This window comes from Denitratisoma sp. agr-D3 (assembly GCF_054658675.1).
Genome location: NZ_BAAGIA010000002.1, coordinates 52553 through 69210, shown reverse-complemented (window position 1 = coordinate 69210; position 16658 = coordinate 52553). Strand labels below are relative to the sequence as shown.

The window sequence follows — 16658 nt, the reverse complement described above, 5'->3', positions numbered from 1 at the left end:
AATCTTTATCAGAAGGTAACGCGCAAACCCAGGCGCAGGGTGCGTGGCTCCAACGGATGAATCAGGCGACCGTCGATGCCGTTGCCGCCATTGCAGCCGCCGCCTTCCAGCCGGGTACAGGAGCCACCCCAGTACTCGATATCGTTGGCCTTGCGATCGAACAGGTTGAGGATGTCGAGGGACAGCCTCATCTGCGGATCAAGGCGGTAGCCCAGTTTGAGATTGGTGAGCCAGAAGGCGGTGGATTTTTGTGTTCCGGTTTCTTCCAGATCATAGGCACCGATGTAGCGCAGACGAATACCGCCGGACCAGCGTCCCTGTTCTCCCCAACGATCCCAACTGGCGGCGAGGGAGGCGGCCAGGGGAATCGCGTTGGGCACGTGGTTGCCGCCATTGATCGGGGCATTGAAACGGGCCTGGGAGATGGCTAGGTCCGCATCAATCACCAATCCCTCGCGCGGGCTCAGATAATTGGCCCATTCCAGGCCATGACGGCGGGAACTGCCACGGGGTTCGGTGATGCCTGCATCGCCAATGAAGACCAGTTCCGAGGCCAGGTCCATTTGCCATAGGGACAGGCTGCTGTGCCAACCGGGCAGGGGCGTGGTACGAAGGCCGAGTTCACTACCCGTGGATTTAACGATCAAGGGGACCAACGCAATGCTGTTGCCGGTGGCAGGATCGACCCGGCTGGTGGCGCCGCGGGCGTCGTTGCTATGGAAGCCGCGGCCCCAATTGGCATAGAGCTCGGTATGGGCAAAGGGGCCGATCACCAAGCCGAGCTTGGGGCTGGTTTGGCTGGCCGAGGCATTGCCACCATTGCTCATGTTGAAAGTGCCGCCGGTGGCGGTGACTTCGGCATCGATACGGTCATAACGCAGACCGACACTGCTGCGTAGCCAGGGTTGCCACTGGGTCTTGGCTTCGCTGTAAAAAGTCGTGGCGGTTTGCCGTACCCGGTCTTCCCGCACCGTGGTGGTTCTGCCTCGATCCACCGTGTTGTAGAGACCCAGGGTGCCGATATTGTCGTGGCGTAACTGGCTGCCCAGCGCCAGCTCGGTGTCGCGCAAGTCGGGGCCGAAGAAAAAGCGGCCTTCCAGTTGCCCGCCCAGTATCGTGCGCTGGTCGGCCTGCTCGTGTTGGTCGCCCTGGGCGCCACTGATGTAGCCGGAAGCACTGCTGAACAGATTGAGGCCGTAGTCGACCAGCCAGAGATTGCCGCGCCAGGCCGATGTGTCGCCAGTGCTGGCCCATTCCGCCGAGAGGCTGTTGCGATGGGTGATGCCGCCATCGTTGGCCACCAGCGTACCGTAACGACCGATCTCGCCCGAGAGAATGGCCCGCTCCGGCACGTGCTCGCTGGCAACCCAAGTGGAGTGGTAGGCCATCGCGGCGAGGGAGAAACCGTTGCTGGCGGTGCCGGAAGAAAGGCGCAGGACGCCGTTGGCCTTGTGCAGGTTTTCCGGCTGATCCCAGGGACCGTTGTTGCCCGCCAGTTCGGCCGCTCCCAGCCATTGCAGGCCGTTATGTTCTCGGCTGCCGGCAACCAGGGCCCGCCGGTACTGATGTTGCCCCACCGAAACATCGGCAAAGGGGGCGGCGAGACTGCGTTGATAGTCGATGCGGGCGGAACCGGTGGAGCTGAAGTCGCCATCATCCACCGCATAGACGCTCTTCCGATAACGAAGGCTGCCCACCAGTTCGGGAATCAGAAAGTTGAGGTCCATATAGCCCTGGCCGTGGGCGTGGCTGACCATGTTCACCGGCATCCCCATCACCGAGGTGGCGAAGTCGCTGCCGTGATCGAGATTGAATCCGCGTAGAAAATATTGATTGGCCTTGCCGTCGCCGGAGTGCTGGGTCACGGTCAGACCGGGCACCGACTCCATCACCTCCGCAGGTCGCAGCAAGGGCCGGTTTGCCAGTTGCTTGGCGGTGACCGTGCCTTCCGTGGCCGAGTCGGCGAGACCGACCATGTCCTGTCCCGAGGCTGTGACGGTGATTTCCTGCAAAGTGGGAATCCCGGCGGCCTTGGCTAGCAGGGGCAGGCTCAGCAGGGAGAGCAAAGCAATACGGCCCGGCCGGGAATGATGGGCGCACGTGCGCCCGGGTGTTTTACGAAGCATAAAAACTCCACCATGGAGCACCGGATGAAATCGGAGGGCCGTGCTTGTACCGTCCCCCGATTTCGCACCCCGCAGTGCATCCGTCGTTAATACCTTTGTTCCTGCGGCAAAGGCGTTGGACAACAGGCCGGTCTCCGGGCTCGGAAGTTTTGAACCATCGCCTTCCCAGGCATGTGCCCAGTGGCGTCTTGATGGTTCCGCACTTCCTTACCGTTGCGGGGGCAGCGCAGGCTTCTCACCTGCTTCCCGTTTCATCCGCTTGCGAACAAGCGGACACCTGTTGCGTTTCGGTCTGGGTACAGCGCCTTGTCGCCGGGACCAGGGGCGACAAGGTTTGAATCATTCGGTCAGATCAATAGGCCGTTGGTGTCGGTTGGGCATGCTCCGGCCACGTATTTTCGAAGACGAAATCCTCCTGCTTGAGGCGGCTACCCCAGCCAAGAGTTTCCAGCAGGGGTTGCTCGGGGAACTCGTCCACCGGGCCGATGCAGAGAATGGCAATGGGCTTGGCGCCTTCTGGCATCTTCAGCAGCCGGGCCAGATCATCGGGCGCGAAGAAGGACACCCAGCCCAGGCCGATGCCTTCGGCTCTCGCCGCCAGCCACATGTTCTGGATGGCACAGGCGGCAGATGCTAGGGCCATTTCCGGCAGGGTGCGTTTGCCGAAGATGTGTTTTTCGCAGCCGTCCATTAGGGCCACGACAACAATCTCGCTACAGGAGCGCAGGCCCTCGACCTTGAGCTTGAGGAATTCCGCCGTACGGCTGGGCAGCACCGCAGCGGTGGCTTGCCGTTCGGTCTCGACGATCTCCACCATGCCCGCTTTGATGGCCAGGTCGGTGATGTGGAGTAGGCGCCAGGGCTGCATATAGCCCACTGAGGGCGCGGCGTGGGCTGCCTGATAGAGCCGGTCCAGCAGCCCCTCGGGCAGGGGGCCGCCGGAGAATTCGCGGATGTCGCGGCGTTGATGAATGGCGGCATAGACCCCGGCCAGGGCGTCGTCGGCGTAGCGATGGCTCATAGGAACAACCTCGCAGTGGCTTGCGGATTGGAAGGAAAGTAGAAGTGCATATAGCTGGCGGTGAGCCGCTGCTGGCGGTACACCGCTTCGCCGCCCTTGCCCTTGGCTTTGATGGCGGTGGCAATGACGGGGGCTGTGCTGCTGCTGGTGGAGTAGTGGAAGGTATGGCCCTGCATGGCGCCTTCGGGCAGTTCCACCGCCACCATGCCCAACCCGGCGAGGCGGCTTTGCATAGTGCTGTTGCCCGGTAGCAGGCCGAAGGTGGCGTGGCTTTGTCCATCCACCGTGGTGAGTTGCTCAAAGCAGGCCATCATGCCGCCGCACTCGGCCAAGAGGGGCTTGCCCGCTGCTACATGGGCTTTGAGGGCAGTGGCCATGGCGTGGTTGGCGGCCAGGGCGGGGCCGTGGAGTTCCGGGTAGCCGCCGGGCAACCAGACGGCATCGCAGGTGGGGAGGGCTTGATCTGCCAGGGGCGAGAAGTAGGTCAGGGTGGCGCCCAGTTGTGTGAGGCATTCCAGATTGGCCGGGTAGGCAAAGCAGAAGGCGGCATCCCGCGCCACGGCAATGTTGCGGCCCGCCAGCAGGGGCGGTAAGGGCGGGGCGTCGGCGTCGGCAAAGTTCACTGCCGGGGGCAGTTCGGCGGCAGGTGTGGCGGCCAGGGCATCAGCCATGCGGTCCAGGCTGGCGGAAAGCCCTGCAATCTCGGCGGCGGGCAGCAGGCCAAGGTGGCGCTCGGGTAGTTCGCCGCTGGCATCCCGGGGCAGGGCGCCGTACCAGGCGATGTCGTCGGGCAAGGTCTCGCGGCACAGTTGGCCGTGGTATTCGCTCCCCACCCGATTGGCCAGCACAGCGCTGATGGGGGCGCCTTCTTTGTAATGTTTCAAACCCCAAGCCACCGCGCCGAAGCTACCGGCCATGGCCGCTGCGTCTAGCACCAGCAGCACAGGCAGGCCCAGGTGCCGTGCCAGCTGGGCGGCGGAGGGTTCGCCATCGTGGATGCCCATGACCCCTTCCACCAAAATCAGGTCCGCCTCTTTCGCGGCCCGGGCCAGTCGCCAGCGGGCGTCTTCTTCGCCGCACATGCGGAAGTCGATGTTCTCGCAGGGAGCGCCGCTGGCCACTTGGTGGATTTGCGGATCGAGAAAATCCGGTCCGCACTTGAACACCAGCACCTTGCGCCCCAGGCGCGTATGCAGCCGGGCCAGGGCTGCCACCACCGTGGTCTTGCCCTGGCCGGATGCGGGGGCGGCAATCAGCAGGGCGGGGCAGGCGAGGGACGTGGCGGTCATGGTTGCTTTGCGGTAGCGGGGGCGGCGGATTGTGCACCGGCTTTGCTGTCAGGTTCAATCAGCACCAGCTTACCGGTCTTGGGGTCGCGGAACACTTCGCCCACGCGGTCGTAACCGGCGCCACTCTGTTGCTGGCCGCTGGCGGGGCGTTCGATCTCCTGGCCTTTTTCTACCGTCTGGGGCGCTTTCAACTGGGCCTGACTGCCTGCGGCCAGGGCCGCCAGCAGACCGCAGGCGAACACCAGCATGACGTCCACCAGATTCACCAGACTGGCGCGGGGATCTTCGTCCTGATCGTCGAAAGCGGCGTCCAGCTTGGAATAAAGCTTGAGCTTCTTGCGCGGCGGGTTCAGGTGGTCGATGGCGTCCGAGCTCATTCCATGGCCTCCAGCAATTCTTCGTACCAGCGGCGGCGCAGCTTGCCGATCACCAGCCCGGCGATACCCGCTACCAGCCCCAGCACGGTGGCGTCAAAAGCCACGGTGACGGCGGAGGCCAGCTGGGCTGGATTGCCTTGACCGAGGGCGGCGAGCCCTGGGCCGAGGGGGATGATGGTGGCCATCAGGCCCAGCATGGGGGGAATGCGGGAGAGCAGGTCGCTGCGTTCCAGGCGGCGGCGGGCAATGCGCTGCACCTTGGCCACGTCGCCGCAAGCCTTGAGTTTTTTGAGGCCGGAGAGCCGTTCGCCCAGGGCGATACCGGATTCAACGGCGGCGACGGCGCAGCCGAAGAGGAGCGCGGCGAGGGCGGGGGTGAGGAGCCAGGTGATGGCGTCGTGGAGCCAGGCAAAATGGGTCATGGTGGGGGCCTATGGGTTCTGTGGGGTGTTGTCGGGCTTCGTTGTGAGGCTTGTCTTGGGGTGTTGCTATGGGCTTCGTGGAGGCTTTGCCGGGTCGCGCCCCGGCTGGCGCCCTACTTTCGTGTCAAACGACAAGAAAGTAGGCAAAGAAACGTTCCCCGCCGTCTCGGCCCTGCGGGCTACCCGGCGCTGCAAAGCGTGAAATGGCCGGTCTTGCAAACTCGCCTGCGGCTCGGACAGCAAGCCCGGAAAGCCCCATTTCCCGCGTTGCATCACCGGCTCGACAGAGGGGATTCGGGAGCTTCGTGGATGCGCCGTTCGCTTGCCACGGAGAAAGTCAAACCCCTTCTGCCCCGCCGAGCGGAGGTGGTTTCCCCGGGGAATTCTGGCCGCGTTGTTCGAGCCGTAGGCGAGTTTAGCGGCCAGCCCGGTGAAACCGCCGGAGGGAGGGAAGCCCGCAGGGCCGGGGCAGCAGGGTGCGATTCTTTGCCTACTTTCTTGCCGCACAGCAAGAAAGTAGGGCGCCAGTCGGGGCGCGACCCGGCAAAGCCCGAGCGGAGGAACCAAAACCAAATTCATTTAAGCCCCCGCAAGAACCCCAAGCCAAATAGCCCCACACCAGCCACCAGCAACAAACCCACCGGCACCGCAGGCGCTTCATCCTTCGCCGCCTCATGCAGCTCGTAATACCGTACCGGCGCTGCTTCGACAGCCTCAGCCGTAACCTCTGCTGTCGCAGCTGGCGTGGCAACCGCGCCCTTCGTAGCAGTCCGCCCCGTGGGCATAGCCGGCACATAGGCCATCACGTTCTCCCCCCGTGCTTTCGCCAACACCACGCCCAGCGCCTGGGCATCGGCGGCATCCAGCTTGGCGGACAGCCATTGCCACATGGGATGGTTAGGGGCAGTGTGGCCGCTGCCGGGCAGGCCGTTTTTGGCCACCAGTTGGGCCAATTCGCTGCCCAGTTTTTTCACGGTGGCGTCGTCGGCTTTCCAGAAACCCTTCTCCGCCGCCACCATGAAGATGGCCAGCATTTGGGCTTTGACGTGGGCGTTGTGGCCCTGGGCGAGAAACTGGGGCAAGCCCAGCTTCTGCTTGTCATCGAAATAGGTGCTCTTCACCTCGTCCCAAGCCCATTGCTGTACCAGATCGGGCCGCGTTACTTGCCAGCCCCAGAGGTTTTCGAGGAATTCCTGGCCCATGGTGCGGGCTCCGGCGTAGCCGTGCTGCATCAGGGGCTTGAGCCATTCCGGGTTGAGGTAGCGGCCCCGCAGTTCGCTCATGAGGGCTGTGGCCAGGGGCTCTACCGCCGGGTGGGCCGGGTCGGCGTGTTGCAGGATCAGGCCCTCGGGGCGGTGGCCGGTCAGGGCTTCTACGCCGAGGGAAAGGCCGCCCAGGTAATCGAAGGCGTCGTTGTTGTCCATCAGGCCGTAGAGGTTGCTGGCGCGGCCATGGTAGCTGCGGGCCACCCCCTTCAGGGCGCTCTCAAAGGCGGCGTGGGCGGCTTCGCCCGTGGCGTCCAGGCCGTAGGCGTGGCCCATGCGGTTGAGGTACACCTTGCCCAGCTCGCCCCGCTCCTTCCAGGCACCGGAACGTTCTGCCAGTCGGTTCACCCCAGCGCTGTAGGAGCCGGGCGGATCACCGAAGATGCGCATGGCCGCAGCACGACCGGCGTCCAGGTCGTCGTGGCCCTGTTCCCGCAGTTGCTGGTAGCGATGCAGCCAGGCCCGGGCCAATGCGTTGTTGGCGGCGGGAAGGCTGCCCCAGGCAACGGTGGCAATGGGGGCGAGGGCGGTTTCCAGGGCGGCTTTGAGTTCGGGGTGTTGCTGCACCAGGGCATTGGCAGACGCCGCCAGGGCCAGCCGTCCGGCCCGGTCGATCTGGTTCAGCAGATTGGGGTAAAGGTCGCGGAACAGGCCGGAGGTGGTGACGATCACATCCCGGTGAGGGGCGTCCGCCACCAGCTTCACATCGGTGACGATGCCCCGGGCGTTCCATACGGGTTCGGCCCCCAGCAGGGAGAGGCAGAAGGCCACCATGGCGCCTTCGTCCCGCACGGCGTCCGATGCCCAAAGGATGACTGCATCGCTTCCGGGGGAAGCGTTGCAGTCACCTTGACCAGAGGAGCACCCCCTCCCGTCCTCCCCCGCCGGGCGGGGGAGGCGACTATTCATGTTCGCTACGCCCGATGGGTTTCTGTCCCGTGCTGTTGCCTTTTGCGCCAGATCAGTCCCCAGCTTGAAACCCAGCCGCGTCGGCAGAATGTCGCCATCCACCGCGTGGAAGTTGCGCCCGGTGGGCAGAGCGTCGGGGGATCGCAGGGGGTCGTTGCCTTTGCCCGGCGGCACGAACTGGCCGTTCAATCCGGCCAGCAGCCCGGCCATTTCCAGACGGGGGGAATCCTTGAGTTTCTGGTTGATGACGGCATCCTGATTGCCCATCACTTGGGCCATGGAGTCCGCCATCAGGCGCAGGGACTCCTCGGTCCAGTCCTTGCCGAAAATGTGCAGGCCGTGGGGCATGAACTTTTCCTGCAACTTGGTCAGGTAGTGGCCGACTTCGTGGGCCAGTAGGTCGTCGTCGGCGTCTTCAAAGCCGATGCCGCGCACTTCCAGCACGTCGGCCATGGAGGCTTCCAGTTCCGCCTTGAGGTTGAGGGCGATCACCTTCTCCCGCATGATCTTGGCGGCGTTGGCCTTGAGGCTTTCGCTGTTGGAGGACTCGTAGCTTTCCACTACTTGGCGTAGCTCCAGCAACTGGTCGTAGAGGGGCGTGGCGGCTAGGGGCGGGGTCAGGTGGTCCACCATCACGGCAAGGCCTCGGCGCTTGGCCTGGATGCCCTCGCCCACGCCATCCACAATGTAGGGATAGACGCCGGGGATGTCGGCGGCGATCAGGCTGGGATAGTCGTCGGCGGTGAGGCCCACGGCCTTGCCGGGGAGGAATTCGTAGGTGGAATGACGGCCCAGATGCACCACCGCATCGGCGCGGAAGTCGTCCCGTAGCCAGTGGTAGAAGGCGAGGAACTGATGGGGCGGCGGCACGCTGGTATTGGCGTGGAGCAGTTCTTCATCCACTTCCCAACCCCGCGGCGGCTGGGCACCGACAAAGACCTTGCCGAAGGTGAGGCCCGGCACCAGCAGGCGTTCGCCGGAGACCATCACCTTGCCCGGCGTCGGCCCCCAGCCCCGCAAGCCTTCGATGCCGTAGGCGGCGATGCGGTTTTTCAGGGGGAGCAAGTTGGAACAATTCCCTACCGTTCGTCCTGAGCGTCGCGCCGTAGGCGCAGAGTCGAAGGATTGTTGATCGGAGTCGGTACGTGCACTCGTCCTTCGACTTTGGGGGCTTTGCCCCCGACGCTCAGGACGAACGGAGGGAGGATTTTGGTCGGAGAGGCAAGCCAGATAACCCGCCTCCAGCTTGCGCAGCCCGGCAATGGCCTCCTGCCGTTTGGGATGATCCGCCCCTTCTGCCAAGTGGTGGAGTTCCTTCATGATGACTTCCACCCGCTTGCGGCCCAGGCGTCTTTCCCCGGCTTGCTCGGCTTCCAGCACTTCGGCATGAAGTCGGCCCAAGGGGCCTTCCACCATTTCGCCGCGCACCCGGGGCGAGAGGGTGGCGAACCAGCGGGCGTATTCCTTCTCCGGCACGCCGTTCACTTCTTGCGCCAGATGACGCAGGGCTTCCTGGTCTTCCGGCAGGTTCACCCCTCGGGCCATGATCTGGTCCAGCAGAGCTTCCGGCGAGGCGGGCAGGGTACCGGTGTCGTAGCCCTCGGCCTTGAGCCGGGTGAGGATGTGGAACAGGGAGGCGGGCACGTCCAGGTTGTCGGCGCCGATGTTCTGTCGCCCCGGCGGGTGGTTGTAATAGACGATGGCGATGTGCTTGTCCTGGTTGCGCTTGGCGCCCAGTTGCTGCCAGCGCTTGGCGCGGCTCACCAGTCGCTGCACTTCGACGGCGATGGGCTCGGTCTGGCGGATGTCGATGCCGGTGAGTTTGTCCGCCACGGTACGGCCCACGGCGCTGACCACGATGGGCTGGCCGATGCCCTGCAGCTCTGGCAGCGCCACCCGGTACTGCACCGAGTCCACCGGCAGGCCTTCGGGGGAGAGTCGCCACTGGGCCGCCGTGCGGTCGGTGAGGCGGATGGCTTTCAGCACCGGCACGTTGAGCTGCTTGAGGGCTTCGGTGACGGCTTCGCGGTTTTCGGCGGCACCAACGACGAAGTCCTGCACCACCACCAAGGCACTAGGGGTGGCGGGGGTGATGAGTTCCTTCATGCGCTCAATGGCTTCCCGGGATGCACCGCCCCAGCGGGTCAGCACTTCGGCGCAGGGGAGATTCTGGCGGCGGGATTCGGCGCAAAGGGCGGCAGCGGTGCCCGACTCGATGTTGGATAAATCCAGCACCACCAGGGCAGGTCCGGCAGGCAGCAGGCGGCTGTTCCAGGCGGTGGCATCAAGGCGCTCGGTGTCACCTACCCGCAGACGCAGGCTGGGTTCCGCTTGTGGGGCTGGCAGGACGCTGCCGTGGAGCAGGTGATCGTAGAGCTGGGCGATGTTGTCGCCGCCACCGGCCTGCCAGGTGCGACGGGCAGCGAGCCAGCGGCTGGCTACCGGCTTGGCGGCAGCGGCTTGCAGGGCGCTTTCTGCCGGCGCTTCCGCCGCCAGTTCGCGGATGATGTCGGCGGGAAAGCGGGACAGGTCACCGTCCTTGTCCCGACTCTGGGCGGTGAGGCGGGCTTCGCCATTCATGGCCAGCAGGCGCGGGGTTTTGCTGCGGGTCAGGGCTTCCCCCAGGCGGCGCGCCGGATCGCCGAAGACCGAGACGACGAGTACAGCGTCGGCACCCAGCCACTGCTGCAATTGCTTGTCGGAAGCGGCCACGATTTGGGCCGGGGTGCGTAGCAGGATGCGGTCGGCGGGGTGTTGGGCCAGATAGCGCCGGGCGGCATCTACCGCTGCCGGGGCGGCCCGGTCGGTAACGACACCAAACAGGGTGGCGGCCTGGGCCGTGGACACGGCTATCGCCATGGCAAGCAGCGCAGCAGTATGCAGGCTGCGCCAGCCCTGACGCAGATTCACGTCAGAAATCCAGTCCCGGCATGGCTTTGACGCCCGCCTGGAAAGCGTGTTTGATCACGTTGATTTCGCTCACCGTGTCGGCGGCGTCGATCAGGGCCGGGGGCGCGGCGCGGCCGGTGACGATGACGTGCTGCATGGGACTGCGGGCCTTGAGGGCGGCGACGACTTCGTCGAGATCGAGCCAGCCGTACTTGAAGGCGTAGGTCATTTCATCCAGCACCAGCAGGCCGATGGCGGGGTCTTGCAGGTATTTGAGGGCCAGGTCCCAGGCGGCTCGGGCGGCCACGGTATCGCGGTGGCGGTCCTGGGATTCCCAGGTGAAACCTTCGCCCATGACATGCCAGCGCACCCCGGGCTGTTTCGACAGCAGGGCTTCTTCGCCGGTGTCGGTGCGGCTTTTGACGAACTGGATCACCGCTACCTGCTGGCCGTGGCCCAGGGCCCGGGCCACCACGCCAAAGGCGGCGGAGGACTTGCCCTTGCCGTTGCCGGTGTTCACCAGCAGCACGCCGCGTTCCTGCTGGGCGGCGGCAATCTTTTCGTCTACCACGGATTTCTTGCGCTCCATGCGGGCTTTGTGGCGGCTGTCGCGGTCGGTATCGTGGTTAGGGCTAGCGTCGGTCATGTCAGGCGGGGACGAACCATCGTTGACCGCCGGCGTCGGTAAGTTCGTGGAGGGTGTGTCCGTAAAGGCAGGACAGGTTGAGGGCGGTGAGCACTTCGGCGGTCGCCCCGGCCAACCAGAGCCCGTCGCCGAACAAGAGCAGGGCCTGGTCGCAATAGCGGGCGGCGAAGCCGGGATCGTGCAGCACCGACACTACTGCCGCACCGGCCTTGGCCTGTTGTTGCATCAGGTCCATGACCGCGACCTGGTGGTTGAGATCCAGGTGGGTGAGGGGTTCGTCCAACAGCATCAGCGGTGGTTGTTGGGCGAGCAGTTGGGCGATGGCCAGCCGTTGCCGTTCGCCGCCGGAGAGGGTGAGCACGTCGCGCTGGGCGAAGTCCTTCAGCCCCACCTGTTCCAGGGCGGCCAGGGCGATGCGGCGGTCTTCCGTTGTTTCCCAATCCCAGCGTCCCAGGTGGGGATGGCGGCCCACCAGCACGGTTTCCAACACGGTGGAAGCGAAGGGGTCGAGTTGCCGTTGGGGCAGGATGCCGCGCAGCTTGGCCAAGTCGCGGGGCGGCGTGTCGACCAGGCCCCGGCCTTCGATGCGCACGATGCCGTCGTCGGCGTGACGTAGGCCGGCCAGGGTGTGCAGCAGGGTGGACTTGCCGGCGCCGTTGCGACCGAGAATGGCCCAATGCTGCCCCGCATTCACCTGCCAGTTGAGCGCGGTGCACACGAGGTGGCCGCCGATGCCGACGCGGAGATCGGTGCTGGTCAGCATGGCGTTCATGAGCGGCTCCCCGGCTGGCGGCCGAGCAGGAAGAGAAACACGGGGACGCCGAGCAGGGCGGTGAGCACACCCACCGGCAGTTGTTGCGGGGCGACGATGGTGCGGGCCAGGGTGTCGGCCAATAGAAGCAGGCTGCCCCCGGCCAGGGCCGAGGCGGGCAGCAGCAGACGCTGGTCGTTGCCGATGGCCATGCGCATCAAATGGGGCACGACGAGGCCGATGAAACCGATGGAGCCGGCGGTGGTGACGGCCACGGCGGTGAACAGGGAGGCGAGGGCGTAGACGATGCGCTTGATGCGCTGTACGGAAACACCGAGAGACTGGGCCAGAACGTCGCCCCGGGTGAGCAGGTTGAGTTCCCGGGCGAAGGGGAGAGAGGCGGCGACGCCGACGACCAGCAGCACCAGGGCGGGCCAGGGATTGGCGACGTGGCCGGCGTCGCCCATGAGCCAGAACAACATGCCCCGCAGCTTGGCTTCCGGCGCGATGGAAAGAATCAGGGCGACCACGGCACCACAACCGGCGGCAACGATGACGCCAGTGAGCAGCAGTCGGGAACGGGTCCACGAACTGTCGCCGTGGGCCAGGCCAAACACCAGCACCATGGCGGCGAAGGCGCCGCCGAAGGCGAACAGGTTGATGAAGGCCAGGGCCAGTCCGGCCAGCATGGCGGACAGGGCGCCCACCGCGGCACCGCCGGAGATGCCCAGCACATAGGGGTCGGCCAGGGGATTGCGCAGCAGCACCTGCATCAGGGCGCCGGCCAAGGCCAGCAGGCCGCCACAGGCGAAGGCACCGATGGCCCGGGGCAGGCGCAGTCCCCGGACGATTTCCGTTGCCAGGTTGTCCGTGCCGCCGAGCAGGGCGCCGCCCAGGTCGGCAAAGGAAACCGGAATGCTGCCCGCCGCCAGGGACACGGCAAAGCTGACCCCGGCCAGGAAGGCCAGGATCAGCAGGACAAGGGCGGCGCGGCGGCGGGTGGGCATGGGTCGAGACGATTACATTTTGTAGCGCAGGCCGACGAACCAGGTCATGCCGGGAGCGTTGTACTCAAACTTTCCATTGGACGTGAGCGCTGTGGTGTAACGCTTGTCACCAATGTTGTCGAGGCGAATTTCCAAAGCCATGTTGCGGGAGAGATCGGTCTTGGCAGTAAGGTTAAGCAAAGAATAAGCGCCCATGGGATAGGCTTCGCTATTGCCGGGAGTGGTAAATGTTTCCGAGGAGGGTGAGTATCGGCGGCCAACCATCACCATTTCGCCCCCCAAGTCCCATCCTGCCCAACGACGGCTGGCATTGAAATTCAATTTTTCCTTGGCGCGGCGCTCCAGCATTTTATGTGTTGTTTCATCCTTGGCATCCAACAGATCAAGGGATGCGCCGAGGCGCCATTCTTCCACCTTGCCGTTCCAGGCCAAGGTCCAGCCTTCAAGCTTGGCTTTGCTGATGTTTTGGTACTGCACCGTGCTGGCCGAAAGGTAGTGGTATTCGATCAGATTGGTGATGTCGTTGCGGTACCAAAGAACGGAAACATTTTGGACCCCGTTATCCCAGACCAGGGACAACTCCCGGTTGCGTCCTTCTTCGGGCTGCAAATTGGGATTCGCGGTTAACTGCGGCACCACGCTGGTCGTTGCGTAAAGCTGATAGGGAGTTGGTGCCTTGAACGACGTGCCCAGATTGCCGTTGATGCGCCAGGTTGACGCTAGTTGATAACCGTAACTGCCGGACCAGGTGTTGTGGGCACCAAAGACACTGTGATCGTCGCGGCGGCTGGCCCATTGCCAACGGTGGTCGCCCAGGCTGGCGTTCCAGCCGAGCACGACGGCGTCGTTGTGGCTGTCTACCTTGTTGCCGGTAAATCGGACTTCCGGCCCCACATGACGGTCTTGGCGTTCGAGCAAAAACAAACCGGAACCCAGACCTAGTTTCACATCGTTCTGCCAGGAGACTTGGGTGTCCAAGGTCTGGATGGTGCTGATGCTGGTTGCCGTGCTGATGCTGGTCTGGTTGTCCAGGCTCTGGCCGTAGCGCAGGGTACTGGTCCAGCGGTCGGATAGGACATTCTTGCTGGCAATGTTCCAGACTTCATTGCTGAAGTCGTTCCGGGCGTTGAAGCTGCCGCTGCCGATGGCGCTGTCGGAAAATACCTGACCGTGGTTGGCCATCCACTGGGCACTGAGCTCGTGGCCCTGGGTCGGAGTGAACACCAGATTGCCGTGGAAACCCATCTGACGGAAGGGGTCCTTGTCCGCATCCAGTTTGGGGCCGTTGCGCAGGGCGGAGATGCCGTCGGTACGGAAGTCGTTACCCGATAGGGAGAAACGCCAGCGTTCGTCGCCGCCATGGATGCCCAGGCTGCGCTTGAGGGTGCCGTTGCTACCCGCGCCCAGATAGGCATCGCCACCCAGACCGGCTTGGGCCCGGCGGGTGATGATCTGAATCACACCGCCAATGGCGTCCGCACCGTACAGGGCGCTGGCTGGGCCGCGCAGAATTTCGATTCTTTCCACGTCCGCCAGGGGCAGGTAGCGCAGGGGGGAGCCGGTAATATCGATGGAGTTGATGGGCATGCCGTCGAGCAGGATTTTGATCTGATCGGAACGGGCACCCCGGACGAAGAGCTGGGCGCTGGTGCCGATGCCCCCGTTCTGCATCATCTGGATGCCGGGCTGACGGGCGAGCAGGTCGATGACACTGTCTCCGCCCGCCATTTCGACGACCTGCCGGTCGATGACGGTGACGTCCGACAGCACTTCATCGGCACGGGCCGCCTGGCGGGTGGCGGTGACGACAACTTCGTTCAGGGTGCCCGCCCAACCGGGCATGGAGAAGGGTAATAGCAGAGAAAGGGCGAGCGGGCGCAGGGTGGTGAGTTGGTTTTTCATGGCATTTGGTGCAAGGTGATCGATTTTCTACGGGGCGGTAGGCAAGTAGTGGCTCAATGGGGAACGTAGCGGAAGCCGAGGAACAAGGAACGACCGGCGACGCCGTAGTCGTTGAAGGGACTGGCGCTGGAGCGGACGGCGACATACTGGGCATCTAGTGCATTGTCCAATCGGGCCTGCAAGGTCCAGTCACGTTCAAGGCGGTAATTGGCCGTTAGGTTGAGTAAGGCGTAACCGCCCAAGGTCTGGCTGTTGGCATTGTTGATGAATCGGTTACCCACAGCTTGTATCTGTGCGCCCAGGTCGTAGGTGTCGCCGAGATAACGAACGTCAAGATTGGCCGAACGGGCGGCACGGCGTTGCAACGTGCGACCGGTGCTGTCGTCCCTGGCACTGAGGAAATCAACACCCGTTTTCCATTGCCAGGATGTCAAGCGTTGCCCGTATTGGAAACTGGCACCCTTTAAAGTGGCGCTGCCCAAGTTGGCATTGGTACTGACACAAGGGAAGGGTGAGCACGACTGGAAGTCGATCAGGTTCGTCACATTGTTTCGATACAGGGTGGCAGCAGCCGTCGTCGTCCCTTGCTCATAGACAAGCCCCAACTCTTTGTTGCGTGATCGCTCTGGTTTGAGATTAGGGTTGCCCTGGAAGAAATTGACCATGTCCAGGGGCCAATAGAGGTCGTTGAAGGTAGGCGCATGGAAAGCGGTGCCGATGGAAGCACGCATCAGCCACGCATCGTTGAGTTGATAACCGTAGGCGGCTGTACCAGATCCGTGATTGCCGATACGGTCGATATCGTCACTGCGCAGACTGAACTGGACCGCATGAGCGCCGTAGCGGCCTTGGTAGCCCGTTACTAGAGAACGGGTGCTTTGATGACTGGCGGCGAAGGTTTGGGAGGACGCAACGTGGGTGTTTCGCCATTCCATGGCTGCCATGAAGGTACCGACGGTGGTGGAGAAGTCGTTCTGCCAGGTCATCTGATCCTGTTGCGTATTGAAATAAGCGCGGCTGATCGTGGTGGCAGAGGGATCGTATTGCCAGTTGATGGTCTTGTCCGCGCTGCTACCTAGGCGCAGGGAGGTTTTCCAGTGGTTGTTGACCCGGTGGTTGACGTAGCCTTGAAAGGATTGGAGTTCCTGGCGTTGCTTGCTATCGAAATTGGGGGTGCACAAGGTGAAACCGGTTGGGTCGCAACTCACGCTATCGAAATGCTTGTCTGCGGAAACGGACAGCAGCTTGGCACCGACCTCGGTCGTGCTGGTGATCTGATGGCTGAGGCTGGCGCTGACATTGTGGTTGGCGTAGCCATCCCGGTCGGCGTTGTACATGTCGTACATGCCCCCCTTGGCGGCCCGGATGTCGCTGAAGCCATCGGCGGTTTCCCAACCGGCGAGGAGATTGAAGCGCGTCTGATCGATTTTTCCGCCATAGCCGAGAGAACCTGTCCGTGTGCCATAGCGGCCGAAACCGAGGGCAGCGGAAGGCGCGGGCTTTTCTGCGGGATCGCGGGTGTAGATTTGAATGACGCCACCGATGGCGTCGGAGCCGTAGAGACTGCTCGCCGGTCCGCGCAGGATTTCGATACGCTCGATCTGTTCCACGGGGATGTGTTCGATCGCCGTTGTGCCTGTAGTTGCGGAAGAAAGCCGCTGGCCGTCTACCAATACCAGGGCATGGCTGCTGTTGCTGCCGCGGATGAACAGGCTGCCGCTGCTTCCGGGGCCACCATTGCGGCTGAACTGGATCCCCGGCAAGGAGGACAGCAATTCGGGCAGGGATTGGTGGCCGGCTCGCTGGATGTCCTCCCGTCCGACCACGGTAACGTCGCTCAGTAGTTCGTTGGCCCGGGTGGGTACTCGGGTGGCGATGACCACGGTGTCGGGTAGCACGTCTTCCGCTAGGGCAAGATGGGCGAAGGTGGAAAGCAAGGCCGTGGTCAATACGGACCTTTTGCAGGATAAACGCATGAAAGCTCCTTTTCCCGGCAGACGTCCCCGCTGCCGGTGGTTGGACAGGGAGTCGCTAACGAAGGGGTAACGGAGCAA

Annotated in this window: 11 protein-coding genes and 1 riboswitch; all 11 genes read right to left on the bottom strand. The window is 63.8% G+C overall.

The genetic code is table 11. The features are described 5' to 3' along the window. Positions 1 to 8: 8 nt before the first annotated feature. Positions 9 to 2126, bottom strand: a complete 2118-nt coding sequence (locus tag ACYQ2U_RS05310) for a TonB-dependent receptor (RefSeq protein WP_459949310.1) — start codon at positions 2124 to 2126, stop codon at positions 9 to 11. A 108-nt stretch (positions 2127 to 2234) separates the two neighbouring features. Then, a riboswitch (cobalamin riboswitch) is annotated at positions 2235 to 2422 on the bottom strand. 56 nt (positions 2423 to 2478) lie between these two features. Beyond that, on the bottom strand, positions 2479 to 3147 hold the full coding sequence (gene bluB, locus ACYQ2U_RS05305; protein ID WP_459949309.1) for a 5,6-dimethylbenzimidazole synthase: 669 nt from the start codon (positions 3145 to 3147) through the stop codon (positions 2479 to 2481). Continuing rightward, complete coding sequence (locus ACYQ2U_RS05300; protein WP_459949308.1) at positions 3144 to 4436, bottom strand: cobyrinate a,c-diamide synthase; 1293 nt, start codon at positions 4434 to 4436, stop codon at positions 3144 to 3146. Before ACYQ2U_RS05300 ends, bluB begins: the two co-directional genes overlap by 4 nt. After that, positions 4433 to 4813 (bottom strand): hypothetical protein, encoded by a 381-nt coding sequence (locus ACYQ2U_RS05295; RefSeq protein ID WP_459949307.1) that lies wholly within the window; start codon positions 4811 to 4813, stop codon positions 4433 to 4435. Before ACYQ2U_RS05295 ends, ACYQ2U_RS05300 begins: the two co-directional genes overlap by 4 nt. Further along, positions 4810 to 5235, bottom strand: coding sequence for a MotA/TolQ/ExbB proton channel family protein (locus ACYQ2U_RS05290; RefSeq protein WP_459949306.1), 426 nt, complete (start codon positions 5233 to 5235; stop codon positions 4810 to 4812). Before ACYQ2U_RS05290 ends, ACYQ2U_RS05295 begins: the two co-directional genes overlap by 4 nt. Positions 5236 to 5810: 575 nt before the next feature. Then, positions 5811 to 10319: a cobaltochelatase subunit CobN gene (locus tag ACYQ2U_RS05285; RefSeq protein WP_459949305.1), complete on the bottom strand. Its 4509-nt coding sequence runs from the start codon at positions 10317 to 10319 to the stop codon at positions 5811 to 5813. A 1-nt stretch (position 10320) separates the two neighbouring features. Beyond that, on the bottom strand, positions 10321 to 10944 hold the full coding sequence (gene cobO / locus ACYQ2U_RS05280; RefSeq protein ID WP_459949304.1) for a cob(I)yrinic acid a,c-diamide adenosyltransferase: 624 nt from the start codon (positions 10942 to 10944) through the stop codon (positions 10321 to 10323). A gap of 1 nt (position 10945) precedes the next feature. Beyond that, positions 10946 to 11716, bottom strand: a complete 771-nt coding sequence (locus ACYQ2U_RS05275; RefSeq protein ID WP_459949303.1) for an ABC transporter ATP-binding protein — start codon at positions 11714 to 11716, stop codon at positions 10946 to 10948. Next, entirely contained in the window at positions 11713 to 12702 is a 990-nt protein-coding gene (locus tag ACYQ2U_RS05270) for a FecCD family ABC transporter permease (protein ID WP_459949302.1), read from the bottom strand. The genes ACYQ2U_RS05275 and ACYQ2U_RS05270 overlap by 4 nt, the downstream gene beginning before the upstream one ends. Before the next feature lie 12 nt (positions 12703 to 12714). Further along, positions 12715 to 14604, bottom strand: coding sequence for a TonB-dependent receptor domain-containing protein (locus ACYQ2U_RS05265; protein ID WP_459949301.1), 1890 nt, complete (start codon positions 14602 to 14604; stop codon positions 12715 to 12717). 53 nt (positions 14605 to 14657) lie between these two features. Further along, the gene (locus ACYQ2U_RS05260; RefSeq protein WP_459949300.1) at positions 14658 to 16580 is read right to left on the bottom strand and encodes a TonB-dependent receptor domain-containing protein; all 1923 of its coding nucleotides are present in this window, start codon (positions 16578 to 16580) and stop codon (positions 14658 to 14660) included. Between the last annotated feature and the right edge of the window lie 78 nt (positions 16581 to 16658).

Excerpts from the sequence above, each read along its gene's own strand:
- ACYQ2U_RS05310 (WP_459949310.1), bottom strand. The coding sequence starts at position 2,126 with ATGCTTCGTAAAACACCCGGGCGCACGTGCGCCCATCATTCCCGGCCG.
- bluB (WP_459949309.1), bottom strand. The coding sequence starts at position 3,147 with ATGAGCCATCGCTACGCCGACGACGCCCTGGCCGGGGTCTATGCCGCC.
- ACYQ2U_RS05300 (WP_459949308.1), bottom strand. The coding sequence starts at position 4,436 with ATGACCGCCACGTCCCTCGCCTGCCCCGCCCTGCTGATTGCCGCCCCC.
- ACYQ2U_RS05295 (WP_459949307.1), bottom strand. The coding sequence starts at position 4,813 with ATGAGCTCGGACGCCATCGACCACCTGAACCCGCCGCGCAAGAAGCTC.
- ACYQ2U_RS05290 (WP_459949306.1), bottom strand. The coding sequence starts at position 5,235 with ATGACCCATTTTGCCTGGCTCCACGACGCCATCACCTGGCTCCTCACC.
- cobO (WP_459949304.1), bottom strand. The coding sequence starts at position 10,944 with ATGACCGACGCTAGCCCTAACCACGATACCGACCGCGACAGCCGCCAC.
- ACYQ2U_RS05275 (WP_459949303.1), bottom strand. The coding sequence starts at position 11,716 with ATGAACGCCATGCTGACCAGCACCGATCTCCGCGTCGGCATCGGCGGC.
- ACYQ2U_RS05270 (WP_459949302.1), bottom strand. The coding sequence starts at position 12,702 with ATGCCCACCCGCCGCCGCGCCGCCCTTGTCCTGCTGATCCTGGCCTTC.
- ACYQ2U_RS05265 (WP_459949301.1), bottom strand. The coding sequence starts at position 14,604 with ATGAAAAACCAACTCACCACCCTGCGCCCGCTCGCCCTTTCTCTGCTA.
- ACYQ2U_RS05260 (WP_459949300.1), bottom strand. The coding sequence starts at position 16,580 with ATGCGTTTATCCTGCAAAAGGTCCGTATTGACCACGGCCTTGCTTTCC.